Genomic DNA, 23,913 nt, shown 5'->3' with positions numbered 1-23,913 from the left:
GTGATGACAGCATGTCCACGGATGCGGAAGTTAAATGGGTTCATGAGATCGAAGAGCAGCTAGGGAAAGAAATCGTATCCATCGATCAAGAAACACGAGATAAGCTCTCCAAGGATTATTTCTGGTACTCTCCTGTACTTAATCGCCAGTTGCAGGGGATAGCATCGGCTGATGTAGTCGTGCTGCCTCGTAGTGAAGATGAAGTGGCCAAGGTTTTGGTTTTTGGATATCGCCATGGCATTCCCGTGACGGTACGCGGTGCTGGGACTGGAAACTACGGTCAGGCCGTTCCCTTACAGAAAGGGATCGTTCTGGATCTAAGCCGCATGGATGAAATCCTCGAGATTGGACTTGGCTTTGCCCGTCTGCAATGCGGAGTTCGTCTAGGCGTAATTGATAAGAAAGCACGTGAAGTTGGGCAAGAAATTCGCATCTACCCTAGTACGTATGTGAAAGCGACGGTTGGAGGCTTCGTGAGCGGTGGTTCTGGCGGTATTGGTTCAATCATGCATGGCAATCTGTGGGATGGCAACGTCCATGAGGCTGTGATCTATACAATGGAAGAAACACCACAGCGCCTCGTTGTTACAGGTTCTGAATTGTTTAACTATATTCACAATTATGGGACTACCGGTATTTTGACTGAGGTCACCATTCCACTTTCACCGCGGACTGAATGGACACAAGCCATTGCCCAATTCCCTACTTTTGAGCAGGCGATGCAGTTTGGTGAGGCTCTCGCTCGTGAAGAAGCGATTCCCAAACGTCTCATTGCACCGATGGAATGGCCGATTCCTTCCTATTTTGTACCCTTTAGTAAAGTAATTATGCCAGAAATGGCTGCTGTTATGTTGGAGTTTGCTGAAGAAACACTGCGGTTAATAGATATGCTTGCGAAGCGGTTTGGAGGTCATGTCGGTCATGTGATCGAGGCCAAAAACTACCGTAAAACCATAGGTGTATCTGACTTTACATGGAACCACACGACTTTGTGGGCGATGAAAACGGACGCATCGATGACGTATCTGCAAGCGGGCTTTAAGACGGATAGCTACTTGGAGCAGATCAGGCAAATCAAATCCAAGTTCGGCGATGAAGTGTATCTGCATGTCGAATGGGTGCGCAGTGGCGGGGCCGTGACGCCATCGGCACTCCCTGTTGTAAGGTTTACAACGGAAGAACGCTTATATGAAATCATCGACTTTTTTGAATCTGTTGGTGTCAAAATATTTGATCCACATACCTGGGTGCTCGACCAAGGTGGTCGTGGCGAAGTAGGCGGTATGGAACGTAAGAAACGGGAGAATGATCCGAAGGGACTTCTCAATCCTGGCAAAATCATTTGTAAGTCATAAAGAAGGGGGAGATGTGCAATGGCTGTCGATTCGAAGTACCTACAAATACTGCCTGATGAAATATTTCCCGCTCGTGAGCGTGCGGCTTGGATGAGTCGCATGGAGGAGGGCGTGTCATTTAGTCGCCGCTTGCTGATGTTGCTCAAACAGCTTGTGCCGCCATTAGTTGCTTTCGTCGTCTTTATTGGCGGATGGGAGCTGATCGCAGCCTTGACGCATGCGCCAGTATATCTTGTTCCTAAACCATCGGATATTGTGAAAGCCGCCATTGAGAACAAGAGCGGGCTTTGGGTATCCGTGCGAACGACAACCTTCGAAGCTGTTCTTGGTTTTATTCTCAGTATTATTCTAGGAATAGCGGGAGCTATTCTGCTTGCCAGCTCGAAGTGGATTGAGAAAAGCGTGTATCCATACGCAATTATATTACAAACGATTCCCATTGTTGCGATCGCACCATTGATCGTGATCTGGTTCGATGCAGGTATGAATGCGATCGTGATCATTACGTTCTTAATCGGGTTCTTCCCCATGCTATCAAATACCTTAATCGGACTCAATTCGACGGATCAAAATATGAGCAATTTATTCTATCTCTATAATGCCAATGGCTTTCAAACGATGTGGAAGCTTCGAATTCCGGCCGCACTTCCTTATATTGTGGCTGGCTTGAAAATTTCTTGTACCTTATCTGTTGTTGGTGCCATTGTCGGGGAATATATTGCCGGAATTGGCGGCGGGCAAGGTGGATTAGGCTATGCCATCACATATGCAGCTGCGCGATTAAAAACGCCTTACTTGTTCGCATGCGGGTTATCTGCTTCCGCGCTGGGGATTGTTTTCTTCCTGTTAGTGAATGCCTTTGCCAAATGGCTCCTAAGCTCATGGCATGAATCAGAAATGAAACGTGATAATTAATCGCGTAGCGATAGTTAAGAGGTGATTGTCTTGCTTGATATGGTCTATCGTCAAGTGCGTTTACTCGGTGATCCCACCTTCCAAGGTCCTATAGACATCGGCGTGGCAAATGGTAAAATCGTCGCGATGGGTGAAGTTGCCAATCACGGCGAGCGAGAGGTTGACGGGACGGGGCATTTGTTACTGTCACCTTTCGTGGAGTCACACATTCATTTAGATACCGTGTTAACTGCGGGGGAGCCTGTTTGGAATGAGAGTGGTACGCTGTTCGAAGGCATTGGTCTTTGGCAGAAACGAAAGCTGACACTAACATATGATGACGTCATGGCGCGGGCGGAGAAAGTGCTTCGGATGCAAATCTCATCGGGAGTCCTTCATGTACGGACGATGGTGGATATTTCAGATCCAAGTTTGACTGCATTAAGAGCGATACTAGCGCTTCGAGAGCATGTGAAGCCTTACATGCATGTGCAGGTTATCGCCTTTCCGCAGGATGGGATTCGTGCCTGTCCCGATAACGAACGAAGGCTCGAGCTTGCCTTAGAGCTAGGTGCAGACGGGATAAGTGCAGTCCCGCATTTGGAGCTTACGCGGTCGGAAGGCGAAGCCTCCTTGGAAATCTGCTTCCGGATAGCGGAGAAGTATGGATGCTTCGTTCACGTATTCTGTGATGAAATGGATGATCCACACGCCACATTTTTAGAAAATGTTGCACATTTAGCCATTCGTTCGGGCTTAAGAGAACGAGTAACTGCCGCACATGTGAATGCGACAGCTTACTATAGTGAAGCGTATTTTCAGAAAGTACTGGGCATCGTGGCCAGGTCGGGGATTCATATCGTATGCTGTCCGCTGATCAATAGTGCCATGCAAGGGCGATTCGACAGTAGTCCCAAAGGTCGCGGTATTGCTCGCATCAAGGAGATGTGGCTGGCCGGCATCAATGTCAGTATCGCTCATGATGATATTCGGACGCCCTTCTACCCTCTGGGTACGGGGAATATGCTGCAAGCAGCACATATGGCTGCACATTTAGCCCATATGACGGGGCGCGAGGAACTAGCTGAGCTCGTTCGGATGATTACTATACGAGCTGCCAAAACATTACAACTTAAGGATTACGGTATTGAATTAGGTCTGCCTGCTAGTTTCATTATGCTTCCTGGTGAGACGGCAATGGATCTTATTCGCAGGCAACCTACGTGTCGTAATGTCGTTAGTCAGGGTCAACTTATTACCGAAACCTTGCCAGCCAAAACGTTTTGGTTCACTGACAATTAAGGAGCGCTCGCCTGTTGGAATGGGGCGAGTGTTTGATTTTGTTTGTAGAATGTTTACCTTGTTAAGAAGGAAAGCACATAACCCCGTCGAATTCAATTAATGTAAATTACTTACAGGCATCTGGGGGAAGGTGAATACATGCAACAATGGCTTCAAAAACATCTTTTGCGGTGGAAAATAGGGTTGGTTATCATCATTGGCTTATTATTTATGGCTAATCATGTGATGGCGGAGCAACCTAATGGTGTGGAAGCGATTCCGAACTGGGAAATAAAGTGGGGGAGGGCCGATGATAAGATTCAAGATATCATAGCATCGTCACTTGAAGATCGATGGATGACGATCGAAAGTGGAGCGGAAATGCCGGATAAACCAAAAGATGTTTCTACTGCTTGGGTCCGTATCCAACTACCAGATCAACTTCCGAAGGACTACGGCATGTATATTGATGGAATATATGCACAACAGGTATCAGTTTATATAGGTGATAGATTACTTAATGAGGTAATATTTGACTTTCCTTACGATGAGCAGCGGAGCTTGCTGCCTATAAGTGCGGAGGACGGAGGGGGGAGTGTATATTTAAAGCTTCAGACAAGCATGGACCGATTGGGCATACATTCCGAGATCCGATTGGATCATTATACCTCCCTGACACATACATTCATATTTCGCGATTTACAGAATATCATTCTCGGATTTGCATTTCTTTTCATTGCTGTAATTATGCTAATTTGTTCCTTCTGTCTCAAACAGAAACAACGGGCAAGCTGGATTTCACTTAGTCTAATCATACTTACATTAGGTACGATCTTTCTTACCTACTCCCCTTTTCTTTATGCTAATTTCACTCCATTTGGTGCTTTAATCCTGAATACTTTTGACGTTTCTTTAGCTGTATTTTTGCCATCACTTATTTATTTTTTTGAGAAAATATTTGATAATGGCAAATTTAAATGGATTCGTATTTTTCGGAAATTTCAGATAGGCTATTCAGCTTTTTGCCTTATTTTAATGGTATTTAATCAACTCAATCACTATCAGTTTATCAAAATATATTTGTTTTTCACACTAACCATGTTAAGTATAATTATGATTTTCCAATTTATTTTAATTATTAGTTTGTCAATCGTTTTTGTCATTCGAGGCAACCGAGAGGCTGTTATTTTCTCTTCGGGCTTCGCCATATTTGCCTTGATGGGGACCTTTGATCTCATTCTTTACTACACGAATAATCAAAAATATCAGTTCTTCCTATGGAAATTTGGTGTGGTTGGATTTATTATTGCACTCATCGTGATCTTAGGCAGGCGTTTCGCAATCAATCAGGAGCAGATGTCGAACTATTCGAAGGAACTGGAATTTTATAATCATCAGCTGCAGCTTTCCGAGAAGATGGAGATGATTAGCTCCTTAGCGGCTTCGGTCGCCCATGAGGTGAGGAATCCATTGCAGGTTACTCGAGGGTTTCTGCAGCTTGTAGCCGCTAGAACGGATGATAAGAACAAGGAATATATGACGATTGCCATCGAAGAATTGGATCGGGCTTCGGTCATTATTACAGATTTTTTGACATTTGCGAAGCCACAGCTCGACGAATTAGTGGAATTGAATGTAAGCAAGGAAATTAGTCAAATTGAAGGTATTATAGTCCCATTAGCAACGTTGAATGGCGGGCGAATTATAGTCAATGTTCCTTCTGATTTACACATTTGCGGGAATTCATCGAAGCTTAAGCAAATCTTGATCAACATTATTAAGAATAGTATCGAAGCGTTTCAAGTCGATGGACAAATACATATATGGGCTTACGAAAAGAATGAAGAGGTTTTCATACATATTAAGGATAATGGTGAAGGAATTGAGCCTATGCAGCTGAGGAAATTAGGTGAGCCTTACTATTCCACGAAGACGAAGGGGACGGGACTAGGGTTAATGGTGACGTTTCGGTTGATCGAGATTATGAAGGGGCATATCGAGTTTAAAAGTCAAAGATTCTTAGGTACAGAAGTGATTATACGTTTCCCATATGTGACAATAAATTAAGAAAAGGTGTTCCGCTAATTGAGCGGGACACCTTATTATTTTACCAAACTGCTTCTACCGCATTAGATGTAACAAGAATCTTAGCTGGATTTGTAGGGATTACTAGAACAAATTCTGTCGAAGTTTCTTCAACAGCTTTAACCTTGATGTCATCAGGAAGTGTAATGTTAAATGCTTGTTTCAGCGCTGCTTTAGGGTTGGCTAGAAGTTGTTGTTTAAAGGCTTCATCTTCCCAAGCTTTTTGAATAATTTTTGCTTTTACGCTATCATTTGTGGACATTTGTAATCACTCCTAGTCATTTGGGTAATTTTTCCTACAAGTAAAAGTATACCATGGATATTTCTATTAATCTATCAAAATCTATCAGAATTAGACAAAAAATAGTAGAATCCACCAGAGACTAAAGACGCTCTTCGTTCTTTGATTTCGTGGGCAACACGATGGATATTTTGCACTAGAGAATCATGGAAGGCTAGCAGCTGCTCCATACCAACAGAAAGGTTTAGTAGATGCTCGTGATGGGAATCAGCGGTCTTACCATAATCCGCGAAGAAATCATGGACATAAAGCTGCTGCTTGACCATTTCAGGTGTAAGGGTATCGGCTGTCGAAAGCTGCAATTGCTTGCGGATAGATGCCAATAAGCAATTATACGATCCATCTGCTAGATCCTCTTCCCAGTCAGACCAGTCATCCAACATTTGAAGTGTTACAAGGGTTTGTTCGACGGCATTGGTAACTACAGGGATGAGATCATCTTGGTTGGCAAGGAGTAGAGCACCCGTGCTGGCATTTTTAACTGGGCTAGCTTTCTTGGCAATTTGAAATTTGTCCTCGTGGAAATAATCGGATTGAAGTTCGTTCGTGACACTCTTCGACCATTCTAAGATATAGATTTCGTAATAGTCCCAGAAAGGGGAATTAGATGGGAATAGCTCCCGATAAATGGACAGAAATTGGATATGAAATAAGTTTGCGAGCGGCAGCTTGCTTGTATGTTCACCCTTGCTAGCATCCATAATATCGTCTTGTATGAAGTAATACAGCATGACGAAGACATTCGCAAGGGAAAGCTTGTTAAACGACTCCGCAGACAGCTGGCTGATGTCTTTCATCCAATATGGAAGAAGATAACAAATATAATTTTTGCTACTGCTCTCTTGGGTTGGGTCAAACTTAGCTAAATAGGTAAGTCCTAGCTGGTCCAATGGAGACGGGAATTGGCGTACAGCTTCCTTTGCTTCTGCAAAAATAAGAGTTAATTGATTCTTATGAGCATTTAGCCAATTCATCGTTCTTCAATCCCTTTCTGATGAAGCGTATTTTCATATTTGAGTTGTTTGCGGAAATCGTTCGGTGTGATCCCATTATACTTTTTAAATAAGCGATAGAAATAAGAGTCGCTCGTGAAGCCTGTCTTCTCCGCAATTTCAGCAACGGATAGCGATGTGTTTAAAAGCAGATCCTTGGATTTGCTCATGCGCACATCTTGAATCACATCGGTAATGGCAGCCATCGTGTGCTGTTTGTACAAACGGCTGATATAAATGGAAGACATTGCGAGCTCATCTGCAATCGAGTTAAGAGACAAGTTCTGATTCGCATAATCCCGATCAATGATGTCGTTCATTTTCTTGATCAGTTCCACATGCTTAGAGCTCCGCTTTTCATCTAGTTTTTTCTGTAGTTGCCTGAATACGTCAATGAATTGTGCGTTAATTTCTTCAATGGTGTCAACATGTGTCAGCGAAGCGACAGCAGCATCCAAGTAAAGTGGGAAAGCAAGCGCGTTATTCTTATTGATCGTCGTAAGTACATTATTGACAGTTAACGTCAGATGGGAAATGGCCAAATGGACGACTGTGTAAGGATATAGCGATGTTTCATTCACAATGTCGGTATAAAGCAGTTCGGCCTCTTCCGAGTCGCCAGTCATAAGGCAATCGACCAACTGTTTTTCCTTCTGAGATGGAAACTTGTACTCTTTGGTGCGATACGCAATGATTTCGTCAGACCAAATGATACAGCCATGTCCTCTAAACAAACGATGATAAGAGGCCTCCAGCAACTGCTTATAGAGTTGGAAGCACGGTATGGCTTCGTCCTGCAAAGGGCTTACTGTAATCGAAACGGATAACTTAATGAAGGAAGAAATAGATGTTTGCATATTTTGAAGCAACTCAGTGAAAGCAGCAGGCTCCCATTGGAAATGGGCTTCTTTCGAAGAGAGAAGTAAAAGGATATGATCATCTCCCATATCGATGCCTTCCGCGTGAAAGGTGGAGGAGCTGATTTCGGTACCGATATTCATGATCGCATAGCGAAGCAAAGTAAGTTGATCCTTATAGGTTCGAATGTTTTCTTCATATTTATCAATCTTAACCATGAGAAGTAAAGACGGATGATCAATAGTGATTTTGGAGCCGAAATACGTTAATTTCGATTTCAGGGATTGTGGGTGATAGGCATCTCTGCCCAACATAATATTTCTCAGGAAATTTTGTCGTAAAATTTGAAGGTTATCGCGCTTTTCGATTTCTAATGTTTTTAAGCTTCGAATGACCTTATCAATAGGACCGAATAATCGTTTGGACATGAAGAACGAAATAAGCAGCCCGACTAGAAGAATACTAAGCGAGATATAAATCGTTTTGAGACGCATGTCCCTGATCTCTTTCGTGATAATTGTGTAAGGGGTTGTGCGGACGTAACGCCATCCTAGGGAATCAGGAGCTGTATACGAAATTAAAGACTTATTCTCATTCACGGTGTCGACCAAATAACCTGGTGAAGAAGCATTAGCAATAATTTTCTGGATGTAGCTTTTATCCGCGTAATTGGAAAGTACAGGATTTGATCCATCGGTTGAGATCAGAACGCCTTCTTTATTAATTATAAATTCGTTGCTTGCCCGATTGTTTGCGATTTTTTTCAATGATTTATTGAAGAATGATTCTGAGATATTGACGACAACGGCAGAATTCAAGGAATTATTCAAATTGATGGCATCATAGCACAAATAGGAATAGATCCCAACAGTTGTTGTTTGAAGTGTACTTACATCGGTTGACTTGAAGGTTCTTGGAATCGGCAAAAAAGGAATATAATCGCGAAAATGATCGAGGATATCGACCATACCAGGATCGCCTAAGTTAGCTTTTGTTTGGATGCCGCTCTGAAAGTTGTTTGAGCTGACATAGAAAAGCTCTGAGGTTCCGTTATACACATATATGGAATCGATAAACGGCATCGCTAGCCGATATAAATTCAATTGTGCCATACTGCCTTGGACATCATAGATATCTGGTTTATCGTAAAACAACAATTTACTGATGACGAAATCACGATAAATTTGAAAGGACAGGGATGTTGCGGTCTCCGTGATGGTCCGAATTTCTTGACTTGTTTGGAGCAAGGAGTTGGAGTCGGATTCATATACTTGCTTCAGCGCAATATTGTCGAAGTTAACGTAAAGAATCGTAGAGGAGACAAGCAAAGTAATTACAATGGATAAAACAATACTGAGAAGTATGTTGCGATACATAAATTTGCTCTCTTGATTTCGAAGTATCATGCTATCCGTCCCCCCCTTAGGTAAAAAAAGTATATCCCAACTTTATACGGCTTGCAATGGAATCGGATAGTCCAGGGGCTGAAAAAGCACTAGAAACGCCGATTTTTCCATGAAAGTTTACATTGTGCATATGCAGATTAGGCCGTTTTGGGTAGGTTCGTTCATAAATGTTAGGAGATCTTCAGTATCCTTGACGGAACAATTCTGTCTATAATTCGAGTATGGCAACCGACAAGATAAACAGGACATATTAACGCAGGGAGGTTTTACAGCATGATCCGGAAGAAAGGATTTTTCTATGAGTTAAACAAAAATAAATTGTTGTTTCTCATGATAGCGCCAACATTGATCTTCTTCTTTATTAATTCGTACGTACCGATGGTTGGGATCTACTTCGCATTTACCCGGTTTGATTTTAATGGGGGACTTTTCGGAAGTCCGTTTGTAGGATTAGAGAATTTCGAATTCTTATGGAAATCAGGCGTGTTATGGACGCTAACGCGGAATACGGTGGCCTACAACCTGGCATTTATCGTGTTCTTAAATGCGACAGCCATCTTTTGCGCCATCCTATTAAGTGAAATGACTGGAAAGTTCTTTAAGAAACTTACGCAATCCGTGATGTTCTTGCCTTATTTTATTTCATTTGTTCTCCTGAACGCAATCGCTTACAACATGTTTAATTATGACACTGGCTTTGTGAATACGACGCTTAAATCCTGGGGTTCTAACCCGGTTGACATCTATAACACACCATCTTCATGGGTTTTTCTGCTGATTATGTTCTATGTATGGAAGAATGTGGGTTACACCATGGTGATCTATCTCGCCACGATAACTGGCATTAGTGATGAGTATTACGAAGCTGCTACGATTGACGGAGCGAACATCTTCCAGCGAATTTGGTACATAACAATTCCGATGCTGAAGCCAACCTTCATTATATTGCTTTTGTTCGCACTGGGCAGCATTATGAAAGGTCAATTCGACCTCTTCTACCAATTAATTGGTAATAACGGTATCTTGTACAATGCGACGGACATCTTGGATACTTATGTTTTCCGCTCATTGAAGGTTACGTTTGACATCGGGATGGCGACTTCAGCTGGATTGTTCCAGTCGATCTTCGGTTTTGTACTCATTATGACAGTGAACTATCTGATTAAAAAATCAAATGATGAATATGCACTTTTCTAGGAGGTGACTGCACTTGCGTACCAGAGGAATTGATTCCGTTACATTCAATATTATTGCCTATCTTGTTATTATCGCGTTTTCTGTGATTTGTTTGTTTCCCTTCCTTCTCATCATTTCTGGTTCCTTAACGGATAATGAATCCATTATACGAGATGGGTATCACCTTATACCGAGTGTCTTTTCATTGACAGCTTACAAGGCGGTTCTAACTTTCCCTGAAAAAGTATTAACAGCTTACGGGGTTACGATCTTTGTAACGGTGGTAGGGACGGCTCTAGGGCTGTTCATGATGACGATGGCCGGCTACGTGCTGCAAAGGAAAGATTTTAAGTATCGAAATAAGCTTTCCTTCTATATTTACTTTACCACGCTTTTCGGTGGTGGCCTTGTCCCTTGGTACATCATGATGACGAAATATCTGCAGTTAACAGATACGTACGCAGCACTTATTTTCCCTGGGCTTATGTCTCCCTTCCTTATTATATTAATGCGCAGCTTCATTAAGTCATCTATTCCAGAAGAGTTAACAGAGTCTTCGAAGATTGACGGTGCGAATGATTTCACGATTTATTACCGTGTAGTTCTTCCACTGGCTATGCCTGGGATTGCCACTGTTGGATTATTCCTGGCTTTACATTATTGGAACAGCTGGTTTTCGACATCGCTCTTTATTAATGATCAGAACAAATACGAGCTGCAGTATTTCTTGTATAACATCATTAACACGGCAGCTGCGGTTTCACAACTCGGTGTCAGCACGGGAGTAACGATGAGCCAGGACATTCCGTCGGAATCTACCAAACTAGCAATGGCTATTATCGTGACGGGGCCGATTCTATTCCTGTATCCATTCGTTCAACGATTTTTCGTTAAAGGCCTAACGATAGGCGCTGTGAAAGGTTAGAACTGTAACGGAATCATTCCGTCAGCTAACATAGATGGTTTCATCCAATTAAATGAGTACAAATAAAGGGAGGATTTACATGAAAAGAAATGCGAAGAAGATGTACAGTGTGTCAATGGCTTTAGCACTTGCCGGTTCCGTTGTAGCAGGGTGTAGCAGTTCCACATCCACAAGTTCTCCAAGTCCTTCTGCAGCAGCAGCAACGAAAGCACCCGAAGCTACAGCAGCAGCGGCTACAGCTAAGCCAGCAGGTTTAGATACATCGAAGAAAGTGGAATTGCAATTCTACATGTTAGGACCTGCACCGAAGGATCTTCCGGTCATTGAAGAAGAAATTAACAAACTAGCCTTGAAGGATTTGAACGCGACCGTTAAATTCAATTTCACAACGTGGACGGATTGGGATCAGAAATATAAGCTATTATTATCTTCTGGTCAAGCGGTGGATTTGATCTTCACAGCAGAATGGACACAATACCAGTCCTATGCTAAAAAAGGAGCCTTCCTGGCGCTTGATGAGTTGCTGCCGAAAGTCGCACCTAAATTGAATAGCTTCGTACCGAAAGATATGTGGGAAGCTGTCAAAATTGATGGCAAAATCTATACCGTTCCTGCCACATATAAAGAGTATGTAACGACAGGCTTCATCTGGCGTGAAGACCTCAGAGAGAAATTCAATTTGCCGAAACCGGATTCACTTGCTAATTTCGAAGCATATCTAGCTGGAATCAAGAAAAATGTGCCTGATATGGTACCATTAGCAGCGAATAGTGATGTAAAGGGCAGCCTCTCTGATCAGTACAAAAACCTGACAATCGATCCAATTGGAGCTGTTCCTTATGGGTTGAACATTGGTTATAAAACGCCAACTGAGGTTGGCTTGTATTGGGGCTCCCCAGAGCATTTGAATGAGCTGAAAACGATGAAAAAATGGCAGGATGCCGGCTACATTACGAAGAACGTCCTGAATACGAAGGATGCTATGACTGATTTGATTACAAGCGGTAAAGCAGCAGCGAACCTAGGAGATAATCCTAGCCGCTTCAATGACCAAAAGCTGAAAATTGCTTCTACACACCCAGACTGGAAGCTTGAGTACTACCCAGCGCCAATGATTAAAGGCCATGCAGAGCCGGTTCACCCGATCCATAATGGCTTCGCGATACCAAAAAGCAGTAAAAACGCCGAGCGTGCACTTGCCTTCTACGAAAAAATGGTAACGGACAAAACTTACAATCAATTGACTGAGTACGGTATCTTAGGCAAAAACTATACGGTTGATAATGGCTACTACACCATGATCGGTGATACGAACAGCAATGGTTTCCCTAGAGAAGCTATGCAGGGCTGGGCTTGGAGAAATCCTGAGTTTATGTTATTCGATAAAGGCTACGATGGCGTGAAAAAGATTTTCGCTGATCTGGATAAAATTGCAACACCTGATAAATACACAGGCTTTGCAGAAGACTACACAAGCTATCAAGCTGAAAGAGCGGCATTAGAGCAAGTGGAGAAACAATATCTGTATCCACTGGAAGCAGGTCTCGTTGCGGATGTTGAAGGCGGATTGAAAACATTTATGGAAAAAGCCAAAGTTGCAGGGCTTGATAAAATCCAAGCAGAATACAAGAAACAATGGTTGGAGTATGTGAAAAGTCAAAATATTAAATAAGTAAATTTGAAAAACGCGGATGTGTGCCCGATGGATGGGTGCTCATCCGCGTTTTGTATTGACAGTCGGGCGCTTTTTGTTTAAATTGGAAGCAAAACGATTGTTCACAATACGACGGAGGGAAAGGAAACGACAATGAGCAGCAGTGAATTTTTGAAGCTGGAGAATCAGCTTTGTTTTAGCCTATATGCGAGCTCCAGAGCGATTACGCGTATGTACCGCCCTTTTCTCGAGGAGCTCGGTATCACGTATCCGCAATACTTGGTTCTGCTTGTGCTTTGGGAACAAAAGGAAAGCACGGTGAAAGAGCTTAGTGAGAAGCTTGATCTGGATTCAGGAACACTGACCCCGATGCTCAAACGAATGGAGGCGCAGAAGCTGCTCGTTCGGAACCGTTCACAGGAAGATGAGCGGGTAGTCCTCATTCGCATCACAGAGGCTGGACTAGCCCTTTATGATCAGGCGCTATGCATTCCGCAGACGCTGTTCGCTTCGAGTGGTTTGTCACCGGAAGAAATTACGAATTTCAATGCGCAGTTGAAACGAATTATCACAAGCGTTAATGCCTCCATGTAAGGAGCATCATGGGGATTCTTGATGAATTGAGGCTATGTAATGAATTATTTCGTGTATATTCTAATCAATAATATTGTTCCGATTTGTATCATGATCGCGATTGGCGTGACCATGTATCGCGCCTTTCAGATTGACATTCGAACACTCTCGAAGCTTAATTTCTACGTATTTTCGCCAGCGCTAGTTTTTGTGAAACTGTATGAATCCGAAATGAGTCTTTCGATCCTCATGCAGGTGCTCTTATTTTTTGTCATTTTCTTCAGCCTCCTTTTCGCGATCATTGAAGTGATTATCCGCATACAGAAACTGCAGCGCGGCATGCGGATTGCCATGCGAAATAGTGTTATTTTCTACAATAGTGCTAATTATGCGCTGCCACTCAATCAAACCGTATTCGGGGGCAATGCCTATACATTAGCTATCCAGATCGTTATTATGATTATGCAGACGCTCATCCCTAATACCTATGGGATTTACACGTTAAATGCACATAAGGCTACTTGGAAAGCGACCTTGAAAACGATTCTATCGTTACCTGTCATTTATGCCATTCCGATAGCACTCTTATTGCGTTATTACCATGTGCCTGTGCCATCTTCGATCAACATCCCATTGAACTACATCGCAAATGCCTTTATGGCAACAGCGCTATTGACGTTAGGCGTACAACTTGGCGCCATGAAATGGACATTTCAGTTCTCGAATGTATTGTTGTCGAATATGCTGCGCTTGGCAATAGGTCCGCTGTTAGGCGCTCTTGTTGTTTGGATGTTGGGGATTGAAGGGTTGACTGCGAAGGCATTAATTCTGTCCTGCGCAGTTCCTACTTCATTAAGTAGTGTACTCCTTGCCATTGAGTATGAGAATGAGGCCGAGTTTTCTTCACAGGCTGTCTTTACATCGACACTATTTAGCATGTTTACGATACCCATTGTCATATATTTGTTGGATTTTATTTGAACATTGTGGGGAATTATGAAACTAGCAGGAATATCGACAATTTTCGGCGAATGGGTATATATACCTAAATACATCCAATTCAAGGGGGATTTCTTACGATGAGATACCAATTTTGCCAGTACGTCACGATTGTCGATATGAATGATGAGATTTTGTCTGAGGTGCTATTTGAACACGGGGAATTTGAATCAAATGCAGTCACAATTGGTTCTTCCGTTCTGATTCATCAGCTAGGTTTGAAGCAGTTCGACGTTGTCTATGACAAGCGTGAGGGAAAGACGATCCGTTATAAGATCGAAGATATTGAAGTGAATTTAATTGAGCAGCCAACTGTAACACGTGTATTCTTGGAGCCTGTTCGCTTGATTGTGGGCCAACATGATATTGGGGAAGTCGAGTAGTTCATTACAGCAGTGAAAGGAAATAAAGTCTTATGATGAAATTGTTTATGATTTTTGGAAGCTTGAATGCTTTCCTGTCTGTCGCATTGGGTGCGTTTGGCGCCCACTATTTAAAAACGAAAATTCCTGATAAGATCGATGTGTTTCAAACAGGCGTTCATTATCACATGATACACGCTATTGCTTTACTCGTGATCGCACTGCTCTCGGACAAGCTTGGAAATACTTCCTTGGTGAATGCCTCAGGGTGGGCAATCTTCATCGGAATTATCTTGTTCTCTGGCAGTTTGTATGGATTAAGCTTGACAGGTATTAAGGCCTTTGGGCCCATAACTCCACTAGGTGGATTAAGCTTTCTTGTCGGTTGGATCCTGTTAGCCATAGCAGCGTTTAAATTAAATTAGCAAATTGAGCCGGAGAAATCTGGCTCTTTTTCGCATTTCATGTCGAGTTAGCAGGAAATGGCACTACCTTTGTAGAAAGTAAACAATGATTAGAAATGTGAGCGAGATTACTTTACAGCATTTGGGAGCTAGATCGGATATCAATAAAGGTTTCCCTATTGAAGATAGAACCAAAGAAGGAGGCGAATTCGTGAACAATCGGCTCTATATTGTCGTATATGTCGTCGTAGCCATATGCGTTAGCATTTTCGTAAAGCCGTACGCCCCATGGATTTGTCTCTTGGGCGGGCTCGCATTGCTTTACGTACTGCGTGCTAAGAAATCGCTGCGACAACCGCAGATACCCAAGGAACTTCCTAGAGATCATGCGTATCTTAGTGTACTGGATTCTCTATTTGAACATAATCCCAATGCGATCGGGATCTTTAATGATGAAGGCAAATTCATTCGAATGAATCAAGCGGCAGAATCGATTCTGGGATACTCGGTCACAGACCTCATGCATCAACCTTTTACGGATATTGTAACGGATGAACAATTGGAGTTCACAGAGCGTCAATTGCAACAAAGTCGCAACGGACTTCCTTATACCTTTGATACGTCTGTGCAGCATCAGCGCGGTTATCGCGTCGATTTGCATGTAACAGCTGTTCCTGTCGATATCCATCACCATACGAAAGGGAATATTCTGATTTGTCAGGATGTTACGGAACGTAAACGCGGCGATGAGCAAGTCCGTTATATGGCCTATTACGATGATATGACGGGGCTTCCGAATCGACGGTTATTTAAAGATCATTTGAACGAACGACTTCGTCTATGTAAAGAAGAAGGTCATAAAGTTGCAGTGTTCTATTTGGATATTGATCGCTTCAAACTTGTTAATGATAGCTTTGGATATGACTATGGCAATATGCTGCTGCTCCAATTAGCGGAGCGGTTCACACGATGTTTGACCGCTGAGGATTTCCTAGCACATACGGAAGGTGACGAATTTGCCTTTTTCTATTCCAACGTTGAAGATGGGAATGATGTGATGACCGTCATTGCGGAGATCAATCGTGTCTTGGAGAAGCCCTTCCTCCTTGAACAATATGAGCTGCATGTCACGGCAAGCATTGGTGTCGCCATTTCCTCGGAAGATACAGATGAGGCTGACGTATTGATGAAATATGCAGATATTGCATTAGCCAGGGCCAAAGAGAAGGGGAGAAACGATTTTCAGATATTCAATTCGGACATGAAATCGGTTTCGATTAATCGTTTGAGGCTGGAGAATGAGCTGCGCAGAGCGTTAGTCAATGAAGAATTCATACTTTACTACCAACCTCAGGTGGATATAGGATCGGGGCGTATTGTTGGTGTAGAAGCATTAATTCGGTGGAATCACCCAGATAAGGGGATGGTTATGCCTAATCAGTTTATTCCGTTAGCGGAAGAAAGTGGATTGATCGTACCGATTGGTGAGTGGGTGCTCCGCGCGGCTTGTAAGCAAAATAAAACATGGCAGTCTGATGGGTATGCCCCTATTCCGATCTCAGTGAATTTATCGATGAGACAGTTCTTTCAGCATAATCTTAAAGGGAAAATAAGCCATGTTCTTGATCAGACCGAGCTGGATCCGAAATATTTGGAGTTGGAAATTACCGAAAGTATGACGATGGATGTGGATCATGCCATTCAATCACTTCTTGAATTGAAAGAGCTTGGTGTGAATGTGAGTATCGACGATTTCGGTACAGGCTATAGCTCGCTTTATTATTTGAAGAAATTTCCGATTGATAAGCTGAAGATTGACCGCTCCTTCGTACGAGATATTATGGTAGATCCGAATGACGCAGCCATTGTTGCGACCATTATAGCCATGACGCACCATTTGAATCTGAAGGTTATCGCGGAAGGTGTAGAAACAGAAGATCAATTGAAATTCTTATATCAGAATCGATGCAACGAGGTTCAGGGCTATTGGTTTAGTCCTCCTGTGGATCGCGTGGAGCTTGAGCATATGCTGCGCCATGGAATTGCTGTTGCAACTGCGTCAGGTGAATAGAAAAAGGTACCCTTGCGGATATTTAGCCAGGGTACCTTTCTTTTCAATTTGTTGCCACGTAATCATCGATTTCATTTAACTTAAATAGATATACCTTCTTCTCATCAACATGATAGACAGTCACATTCTGGCTGCTCGCGTCAAAATTGAGGATTCGACAAGGGAGACTCAGTTTAATACCTTGTGCTTTGACTACCGTCAAACGGATCAAGGTATTGTTCGTCTTGAAACTCTCTAATTGCTCAACAATGTGTTTCGCAGCTTCAGAATGATTCGTTCTGCTTGCTGCTGTTGGTGTAGGAATGACAGGCTTTTTATTTGTATATAAGGAAGCGGGACTTCCTTGTTTCGTGTTCAATTCAATAAGTTGACCAAGCTGGATACCTTGGAGGATTTTATAATCTCTGATCGTGTCTACATTTAACAAATGCAGGAGCTTTTCCATTGCAAGGCCATTGGTTTGATCTTCAATTAAAATCTCTACGGTGAATAAATGTCCATTCTTCGGACTTGTGTTTGAATCCCGTGGGTTCATCATTGCCTCCTAACTGCACTGAAATCGCACTTGTCTTAACTATATCATGATATCATAATCAAATGTAGCCTCGTTTTCATATATGGCTCTTTCCCGAGTAATTTCGAGTAGAAAAAATAAATGGTTGTTTTGGAGGTACCACATTGGATGATTATACAGCGAGAGAAGATCTGAGATTAAAATTGATAGAGGCAGAAGCCATTCTCAAAGAAGCAGAAGAAGAATATGATTTATTTGTAAGGCAATTAAAAATGTATGAAGACATTATTAAAGAACAGAAAGAAAAAATTCGAATGATTAAAGCAACATCCCATTTCCATCTCCAGTAATCTTGAAAGAATTTGGCATGAAGGAAGGTTGCGTTATGACATGGATCGTGCTCAGTATCCTCCTATTGAGTGTGCTACTTTTTGTTTATAAACTTACTTATAAAATTAGAGATAAGGTTGAGACGACGAAGATTATTCAGATGTCCTTACGCGGAAAGAAAGTTTCCAAAGTGAACAAGCAAACGTGCTCGTTTTGTCGCAAAAAGGATAAGAGGCTGAGCTTCTATTCAGACGAACAAGGAAGAGTTGTTGGTGTTTGTCCGGTATGTAGACCTCAAGCCGAGCGGAGAGCTTTAATGAGGTTATGAATTAGCCTTTTTTCACGATCTCACAATAAAATGGAAAAACACACAGAATCTTTACAGTGACCTCACACCGTACTAGCCGCAGGCGCATATACTACCGTAAGACTGCGAAGAGGAGCTGTGCAGAGCATGATGCGCGTAGAACCCATTCTTCTTGAAGGACATACAGCAATCGCGATAGAGGTTAAATTGCCGAAAACGACATTGCTAGTGGTGACAACGGATAAAGGTTACATTATGTGCGGCGCACTCGATGTGGCGCTGCTCAACGAGCGATTAAGTGACAGGAATATTGTAGCGGCGCGAGCTACCGGGGTTCGAACGATCGAGGAGCTTTTGGAAGCACCGCTTGAATCAGTAACCTATACGGCGGAAGACCTAGGTATTGTCGCTGGGATGACAGGACGAGAAGCTATACTTAAAATGATGTAAGACAGATTAATCGGCAAGCTCGAGCGCTTCGGTCACTAAGACCTAAGCGTTTTTTTGTATCATGCAAGATGACAAAGCCGTGTAGAACATCTGTGCATGAAACTGAAAATGAATAAAAATTCACACTTCCTGCAATTTCCTTTCCTTTTTTATGCATAGAGGTGTTGTCATTTTATTAACCAAGTGTTAATATATGATTCGTCCATTACATAGAACGGGGGAAAAATGATGAAAAAATTAATGATTTCTGTGGTAGCAGCAGCTTTAGTTTTAACAATGGCAGGTTGTGGCTCGAAAGATAGTGGTGGTACGAAAGTTAAATTTGCAACAGATGCAGCATATGCACCGATGGAATATATGGATAAAGACAAGGTGGCTGGTTTTGATATTGACTTCCTTGCTGAAGTTATGAAAGAAGCCGGTCTATCTTATAGTGTTACCAATACGGGCTGGGATACGATGTTGACGAGTGTTCAACAAGGTAAAGAGTATCAAGCAGGTATTTCCAGCGTATCTATTACTGACGAGCGTAAACAAACGTACGATTATACAGCTCCTTATTTCGAGTCAACGAACATGATTCTTGTTAAAGAAGGCAGCCCGATCAAAAGTGCAGTTGATTTGAAAGATAAGAAAGTAGCGGTTCAAATCTCTACTACGGCTGATACGCTTATGACGAAAATCATGGGTGCTGATAACAAGTCGCTAAAACGTATGGATAATAACACACTTGCATTGATGGAGCTTGAGAGTAACGGTGTAGACGCGGTTGTTGCAGATATTGCTATTATTCGTGAGTATGTTAAAAACAATCCAAACAAAAAATTCGTTTCGATCGCGGACGCGAAAAACTTCGAATCCGAGTACTACGGTATCTTGCTTCCTAAAGGCAGCGACCTCAAAGCGAAGCTGGATCCAGCAATTAAAAAGGTAATTGAGAACGGCACTTATGCAACAGTGTACAAAAAATGGTTCGGTCAAGAGCCAGATACGAAGAAATTGCTCGATCAAAAATAAAAGTTCAAAAGCATGCGTGATTTAACCTTACGCATGCTTTTCTTCTGTGAGTAGCAGAATAATTAATGGAAAGGAAGTGTGGAATGGATTTTCGTTTTGATATCATACTTGATTATGTCCCCTTGCTGCTGAAAGGTACGCTATGGACGATTGGTATTTCCATTCTCTCCATCTGTTTCGGGTCTGTATTGGGGCTGGCAGTTGGTTTAGGTAAAATGTCACACCGCGGCTATTTGAGATGGCCGACGAGTATCTATGTTAACTTTTTCCGTGGCACACCGTTGCTGGTTCAAATATTGCTTGTTCACTTCGGGGTTGTCCCTTTATTCTTAGGGTCGACGAACCCGATCATCGCATCTATTGTGGCATTGTCTTTGAATTCAGCGGGGTATATGGCGGAGATTTTCCGTGCAGGTATCCAATCGATCGATAAAGGCCAGACTGAAGCCGCGCATTCCCTGGGCATGACGCATTTCCAAACGATGAAATCGGTCATTTTACCGCAAGCGATCAAACGGATGATTCCGCCATTTGGTAATGAATTTATCGTTTTGATTAAGGATTCCTCCTTGTTTGCAATCATCGCGGCACCAGAGCTTATGTATTGGTCCAATGCCATGCGCAGCCAATATTTCAAAGTATGGGAGCCGTATTTGACAGCTGCACTTATTTATTTTATTCTTACTTACTCTCTTAGCAAGCTTCTTGGCTATATCGAAAGGAGAGTATAATATGACAGCTTTAATAGAAGTAAAGAACTTGAAAAAAGCGTTCGGAGATAACGTTGTTCTTCGTGACATTAGCACGAAAATTAAGCACCAAGAGGTGCTGGTTGTGATTGGTCCCTCAGGTTCAGGGAAATCTACGTTCTTACGTTGTTTGAACCTACTAGAAGAGCCCAATGGTGGAACAATTACGATTGATGGTCGTAATCTCATGGACCCTACAAACAAAATTAATGAGATCCGCATGGAACTGGGTATGGTTTTTCAGCGGTTTCACTTATTCCCGCATATGAAGGTTGTTGATAATATTATGCTTGCGCCTATCCAGGTGCGGAAATGGCCAGAGGATAAAGCGCGGAAGAAAGCCCTGGAGCTTTTGGCCAAGGTCGGACTGGCGGATAAAGCTAACGCGCTTCCGGATTCTTTATCCGGTGGTCAGGCACAGCGTGTTGCGATTGCACGTGCACTTGCGATGGAGCCAAAAATCATGTTATTCGATGAACCAACCTCTGCGCTGGATCCCGAAATGGTTGGCGAAGTGCTGAATGTTATGAAGCAATTGGCCCAAGAAGGCATGACAATGGTTGTCGTGACGCATGAAATGGGCTTCGCGCGTGAAGTAGGCGATCGTGTCATGTTCATGGAGCAAGGTGTTATTGTTGAGGAAGGCAGCCCGCAACAAATTTTTGAGGCACCTACCCAGGAACGTACGAAATCGTTTTTGTCCAAAGTGCTATAGATCAATTACAATGAGGCTCGCGCTTAGCGCGGCCTTTTTTTTATTGAAAGCTAATTTCAACGGTAGAAGGTCATGCAGGTGAACTAGTTGATGGACATATCTAAGGAAAGAACGTTATCATAATGAAAGGTAGGTTTCATAAAGGGGGAAGTGAGTTCGTGTTTAAAAGTAAGCGGTTTCGAAATAATTGGATTATTATTCTGCTTATTTCCAGTATTCCTGGACTTATCTTCGGAGGATTAATGAATTGGTTGGCAGGAGGACGCCTAGAAAACGAGCTGCTTCAGATGCACAATAAACAGATTCAACTGAGAGCGGCCAATATCGACGAACAGTTCTCATACTTGGAAACATCGGTAATGCATTGGGCATTCGATCCGAATTTCAGTTATTCATTAGCGAGTTTAAGTCTATCGCGCGATTTTGAGATTGCTCGCAACATTACACAGACTTTAGCCAATATGAAAGGTGCCAATCCACTGGCTATTGAAGCAGAGTTGTTCTTGGAAGGGTCAGCCCCCGTGCGATTTCATCCGCAATACGAGGCATTAACGGATGCTGCGCAGATCGACGGATACAGGCAATTGCTCGCGCATGATAAGAACGTGTTCTGGTCACAGATTACTTCCGAATCGGATTCTCCAAGTGATAACCCATTATCTTTAATGGTAAAAATACCTGAAACCGATGAGAAGCCTTTCGGTATCATTGCGGTCACTATCGAAACGACGAGGGTCGTCAAACTACTGCAAACGTTGGCCCCTTATGACGACGGGGGGACGTTCCTGTTGGACGAGAATGGCGAGCAACTGCTATCTAGCTCAGGGCAAGAATCAGCGTCGCAGCTGGAAGAAGCCATTAAGAGAGAGGTTCTTGCCAGCAAGACTAAATCAGGCTCATTTCTGTTTGATTGGAATCAAACGACCTACACCGTATCCTTTGGGACGATGTCACGCATTGGTACCGATTGGAAGTACGTTACTGCTTCTCCGATCAGCACGATTACAAAGCCGGTCGTTTTTATTTCTCAACTGGTTTTGACATTAAGCATCGCGATGCTGCTGCTCGCATTCGTTTTATCTTGGCTTGCTTCACGACGCATCTATTCGCCTATCGCCCAGTTAGTTAGGATGCTGACGGGAAATACTGCATTAACGGGGTTAGGGAACGAACATCATGATGATTTTAAAATAATTGAGAAAGAATGGCTGCACCTGACTAGAGAGAGCATGACGCTTCAGAATAAGCTGGAACAGCAACTTCCTCATCTCAAGGAGGGCTTCCTGCTTCAACTTGTTCAAGGGTATCTCTATTCATACTCCGAGCAGGCTCTTCTTGAGAGGATGCGTAATTTCGGCTGGTCGGTGGACAATCGGCATTACGCCGTGCTGTACATCCATTTGAGCGGATTTGAAAACTTGGAAGGACGCTTCTCGTCTGGCGATGAAGGTCTCGTCACTTTCGTTGCTGCGAATATTACGAAGGAGCTCGCCTCAAGCCGTTTCGAGCAAGCGGAAGTAATGAATTTCCACGATTTGTCAGTGGGTCTTCTCCTTATCGTTCCTGACGAAACCGAAACGGAACTGAAAGAAGCATTCAGAACCTTTAGTCAAGAACTGACCCAGGCTATTCATCATGTGCTCAACGTGTACGTCTCGGTTACGATCGGCAGTCTCGCTTTATCTGTCATTCATGTGCCCTCCCGATTTGAGGAAGCGATGCAGGCATCTAGCAGACGCCGCTTCGAGAGCCGGAACCAAATTATCGATTTGGAATCTATGGATGAGTACGATAAAGAGAACCAGGAGATTCATTATCCTTTCGCACTCGAAAGAGAGATCATTCAAGCGCTTCGTACAGCCCAGAAAGATGAGGCGAAACAGCTTATTCAGACTTTCCTGGAAGAGCTGATTGAACGCGGTGCTAAAATAATTGACATTCACCAGGGAGCGCTTCAACTGCTTGGTAGTATCTTGCATGCTATTCGACTTGCGGGTCTGGATCCAAACCGTATATTCAAATCGGCTAATTTGTACGAACAACTCATGCAAATTGGAGACCCACAAAAAATGATCGCCTGGTTTCACGACAAAGTAGTGAGTCCGTGCATGCTGGAACTGGAATCACGCTCCGACTCGCAAGTGAAAAAGACCGTAGAAACTGTGATGATTTATTTGCAGAACAATTATATGAAGGAAATATCTCTAGAAAGCTGCGCCGATCAAGCAGGCACGAATACGGTTGCGTTAAGCAAAGCGTTCAAACAGGTCAAAGGTAAAAATTTCATCGACTATTTAACCGAGCTGCGCATTGAAAAAGCGAAGGATCTCTTGCGTGACACGGATTTGAAAATCAATGACATCGCCGAGAAGGTTGGATATCAGCCAAGTTATTTTAATCGGATCTTTAAGAAACAAGAAAGTATTACACCAAGCCAATATCGGGATTTATACCGAAATTAATAGCATGATGGCCACAAACCGCCTGTAATGGCG

The 23,913-nt window shown here is 42.9% G+C and carries 22 protein-coding genes; 18 read left to right on the top strand and 4 right to left on the bottom strand.

The genetic code is table 11. From position 1 onward, the window contains the following. Nucleotides 1-11: 11 nt before the first annotated feature. The 4 genes from ACSQ8P_RS27210 (at nucleotide 12) to ACSQ8P_RS27195 (ending at nucleotide 5,597) form a co-directional block, all read left to right on the top strand. Nucleotides 12-1,355 (top strand): FAD-binding oxidoreductase, encoded by a 1,344-nt coding sequence (locus ACSQ8P_RS27210; protein ID WP_436238048.1) that lies wholly within the window; start codon nucleotides 12-14, stop codon nucleotides 1,353-1,355. Nucleotides 1,356-1,454: 99 nt separating this feature from the next. Continuing rightward, a complete protein-coding gene (locus ACSQ8P_RS27205; protein ID WP_246320194.1) occupies nucleotides 1,455-2,270 on the top strand; it encodes an ABC transporter permease in 816 nt (271 codons plus the stop codon). 39 nt (nucleotides 2,271-2,309) lie between these two features. Then, entirely contained in the window at nucleotides 2,310-3,551 is a 1,242-nt protein-coding gene (locus tag ACSQ8P_RS27200) for an amidohydrolase family protein (RefSeq protein ID WP_436239615.1), read from the top strand. 138 nt (nucleotides 3,552-3,689) lie between these two features. Continuing rightward, nucleotides 3,690-5,597: an ATP-binding protein gene (locus tag ACSQ8P_RS27195; RefSeq protein ID WP_436238047.1), complete on the top strand. Its 1,908-nt coding sequence runs from the start codon at nucleotides 3,690-3,692 to the stop codon at nucleotides 5,595-5,597. A 40-nt stretch (nucleotides 5,598-5,637) separates the two neighbouring features. Here ACSQ8P_RS27195 and ACSQ8P_RS27190 read toward each other — a convergent pair whose 3' ends face one another. The 3 genes from ACSQ8P_RS27190 to ACSQ8P_RS27180 all read right to left on the bottom strand — a co-directional run bounded on the left by ACSQ8P_RS27190 (nucleotide 5,638) and on the right by ACSQ8P_RS27180 (nucleotide 9,172). Then, nucleotides 5,638-5,877 (bottom strand): NHLP leader peptide family RiPP precursor, encoded by a 240-nt coding sequence (locus ACSQ8P_RS27190; RefSeq protein ID WP_436238046.1) that lies wholly within the window; start codon nucleotides 5,875-5,877, stop codon nucleotides 5,638-5,640. A 74-nt stretch (nucleotides 5,878-5,951) separates the two neighbouring features. After that, complete coding sequence (locus tag ACSQ8P_RS27185; protein ID WP_436238045.1) at nucleotides 5,952-6,890, bottom strand: hypothetical protein; 939 nt, start codon at nucleotides 6,888-6,890, stop codon at nucleotides 5,952-5,954. After that, on the bottom strand, nucleotides 6,887-9,172 hold the full coding sequence (locus ACSQ8P_RS27180) for an AraC family transcriptional regulator (protein WP_436238044.1): 2,286 nt from the start codon (nucleotides 9,170-9,172) through the stop codon (nucleotides 6,887-6,889). The genes ACSQ8P_RS27185 and ACSQ8P_RS27180 overlap by 4 nt, the downstream gene beginning before the upstream one ends. Before the next feature lie 273 nt (nucleotides 9,173-9,445). On the opposite strand from ACSQ8P_RS27180, the gene ACSQ8P_RS27175 reads away from it, so the two are divergent. From ACSQ8P_RS27175 to ACSQ8P_RS27140, 8 genes are all read left to right on the top strand, one after another. Further along, nucleotides 9,446-10,369 (top strand): ABC transporter permease, encoded by a 924-nt coding sequence (locus tag ACSQ8P_RS27175; protein WP_436238043.1) that lies wholly within the window; start codon nucleotides 9,446-9,448, stop codon nucleotides 10,367-10,369. Between the two features lie 13 nt (nucleotides 10,370-10,382). Next, a complete protein-coding gene (locus ACSQ8P_RS27170) occupies nucleotides 10,383-11,273 on the top strand; it encodes a carbohydrate ABC transporter permease (protein ID WP_157257131.1) in 891 nt (296 codons plus the stop codon). 79 nt (nucleotides 11,274-11,352) lie between these two features. Further along, nucleotides 11,353-12,945: an extracellular solute-binding protein gene (locus tag ACSQ8P_RS27165; RefSeq protein WP_436238042.1), complete on the top strand. Its 1,593-nt coding sequence runs from the start codon at nucleotides 11,353-11,355 to the stop codon at nucleotides 12,943-12,945. A 135-nt stretch (nucleotides 12,946-13,080) separates the two neighbouring features. Next, nucleotides 13,081-13,521, top strand: coding sequence for a MarR family winged helix-turn-helix transcriptional regulator (locus ACSQ8P_RS27160; protein ID WP_436238041.1), 441 nt, complete (start codon nucleotides 13,081-13,083; stop codon nucleotides 13,519-13,521). A 39-nt stretch (nucleotides 13,522-13,560) separates the two neighbouring features. After that, a complete protein-coding gene (locus ACSQ8P_RS27155) occupies nucleotides 13,561-14,481 on the top strand; it encodes an AEC family transporter (RefSeq protein ID WP_436238040.1) in 921 nt (306 codons plus the stop codon). Between the two features lie 98 nt (nucleotides 14,482-14,579). Beyond that, nucleotides 14,580-14,882, top strand: a complete 303-nt coding sequence (locus tag ACSQ8P_RS27150) for a hypothetical protein (RefSeq protein WP_436238039.1) — start codon at nucleotides 14,580-14,582, stop codon at nucleotides 14,880-14,882. A gap of 35 nt (nucleotides 14,883-14,917) precedes the next feature. Further along, nucleotides 14,918-15,286, top strand: a complete 369-nt coding sequence (locus ACSQ8P_RS27145; protein ID WP_436239614.1) for a DUF423 domain-containing protein — start codon at nucleotides 14,918-14,920, stop codon at nucleotides 15,284-15,286. Between the two features lie 85 nt (nucleotides 15,287-15,371). After that, nucleotides 15,372-17,336 (top strand): putative bifunctional diguanylate cyclase/phosphodiesterase, encoded by a 1,965-nt coding sequence (locus ACSQ8P_RS27140; protein WP_436238038.1) that lies wholly within the window; start codon nucleotides 15,372-15,374, stop codon nucleotides 17,334-17,336. Between the two features lie 43 nt (nucleotides 17,337-17,379). Here ACSQ8P_RS27140 and ACSQ8P_RS27135 read toward each other — a convergent pair whose 3' ends face one another. Next, entirely contained in the window at nucleotides 17,380-17,871 is a 492-nt protein-coding gene (locus tag ACSQ8P_RS27135) for a hypothetical protein (protein WP_436238037.1), read from the bottom strand. Between the two features lie 143 nt (nucleotides 17,872-18,014). On the opposite strand from ACSQ8P_RS27135, the gene ACSQ8P_RS27130 reads away from it, so the two are divergent. From ACSQ8P_RS27130 to ACSQ8P_RS27105, 6 genes are all read left to right on the top strand, one after another. Then, nucleotides 18,015-18,200, top strand: a complete 186-nt coding sequence (locus ACSQ8P_RS27130) for a hypothetical protein (RefSeq protein ID WP_436238036.1) — start codon at nucleotides 18,015-18,017, stop codon at nucleotides 18,198-18,200. A gap of 434 nt (nucleotides 18,201-18,634) precedes the next feature. Continuing rightward, a complete protein-coding gene (locus ACSQ8P_RS27125) occupies nucleotides 18,635-18,937 on the top strand; it encodes a YunC family protein (protein WP_056624253.1) in 303 nt (100 codons plus the stop codon). Between the two features lie 228 nt (nucleotides 18,938-19,165). Next, nucleotides 19,166-19,954 (top strand): basic amino acid ABC transporter substrate-binding protein, encoded by a 789-nt coding sequence (locus ACSQ8P_RS27120; RefSeq protein ID WP_436238035.1) that lies wholly within the window; start codon nucleotides 19,166-19,168, stop codon nucleotides 19,952-19,954. A gap of 83 nt (nucleotides 19,955-20,037) precedes the next feature. Further along, nucleotides 20,038-20,685: an amino acid ABC transporter permease gene (locus ACSQ8P_RS27115; RefSeq protein ID WP_056624247.1), complete on the top strand. Its 648-nt coding sequence runs from the start codon at nucleotides 20,038-20,040 to the stop codon at nucleotides 20,683-20,685. 1 nt (nucleotide 20,686) lies between these two features. Further along, on the top strand, nucleotides 20,687-21,418 hold the full coding sequence (locus tag ACSQ8P_RS27110) for an amino acid ABC transporter ATP-binding protein (RefSeq protein ID WP_436238034.1): 732 nt from the start codon (nucleotides 20,687-20,689) through the stop codon (nucleotides 21,416-21,418). A gap of 158 nt (nucleotides 21,419-21,576) precedes the next feature. Continuing rightward, on the top strand, nucleotides 21,577-23,880 hold the full coding sequence (locus tag ACSQ8P_RS27105; protein ID WP_436238033.1) for a helix-turn-helix domain-containing protein: 2,304 nt from the start codon (nucleotides 21,577-21,579) through the stop codon (nucleotides 23,878-23,880). Nucleotides 23,881-23,913: the final 33 nt, after the last annotated feature.

It is taken from the genome of Paenibacillus sp. LjRoot153, from assembly GCF_964253085.1.
In the GTDB taxonomy this organism is placed as follows: domain Bacteria; phylum Bacillota; class Bacilli; order Paenibacillales; family NBRC-103111; genus Paenibacillus_E.
Note: the sequence above shows the minus strand (reverse complement) of the source record. Positions and strands in the feature narration are given on the sequence as shown.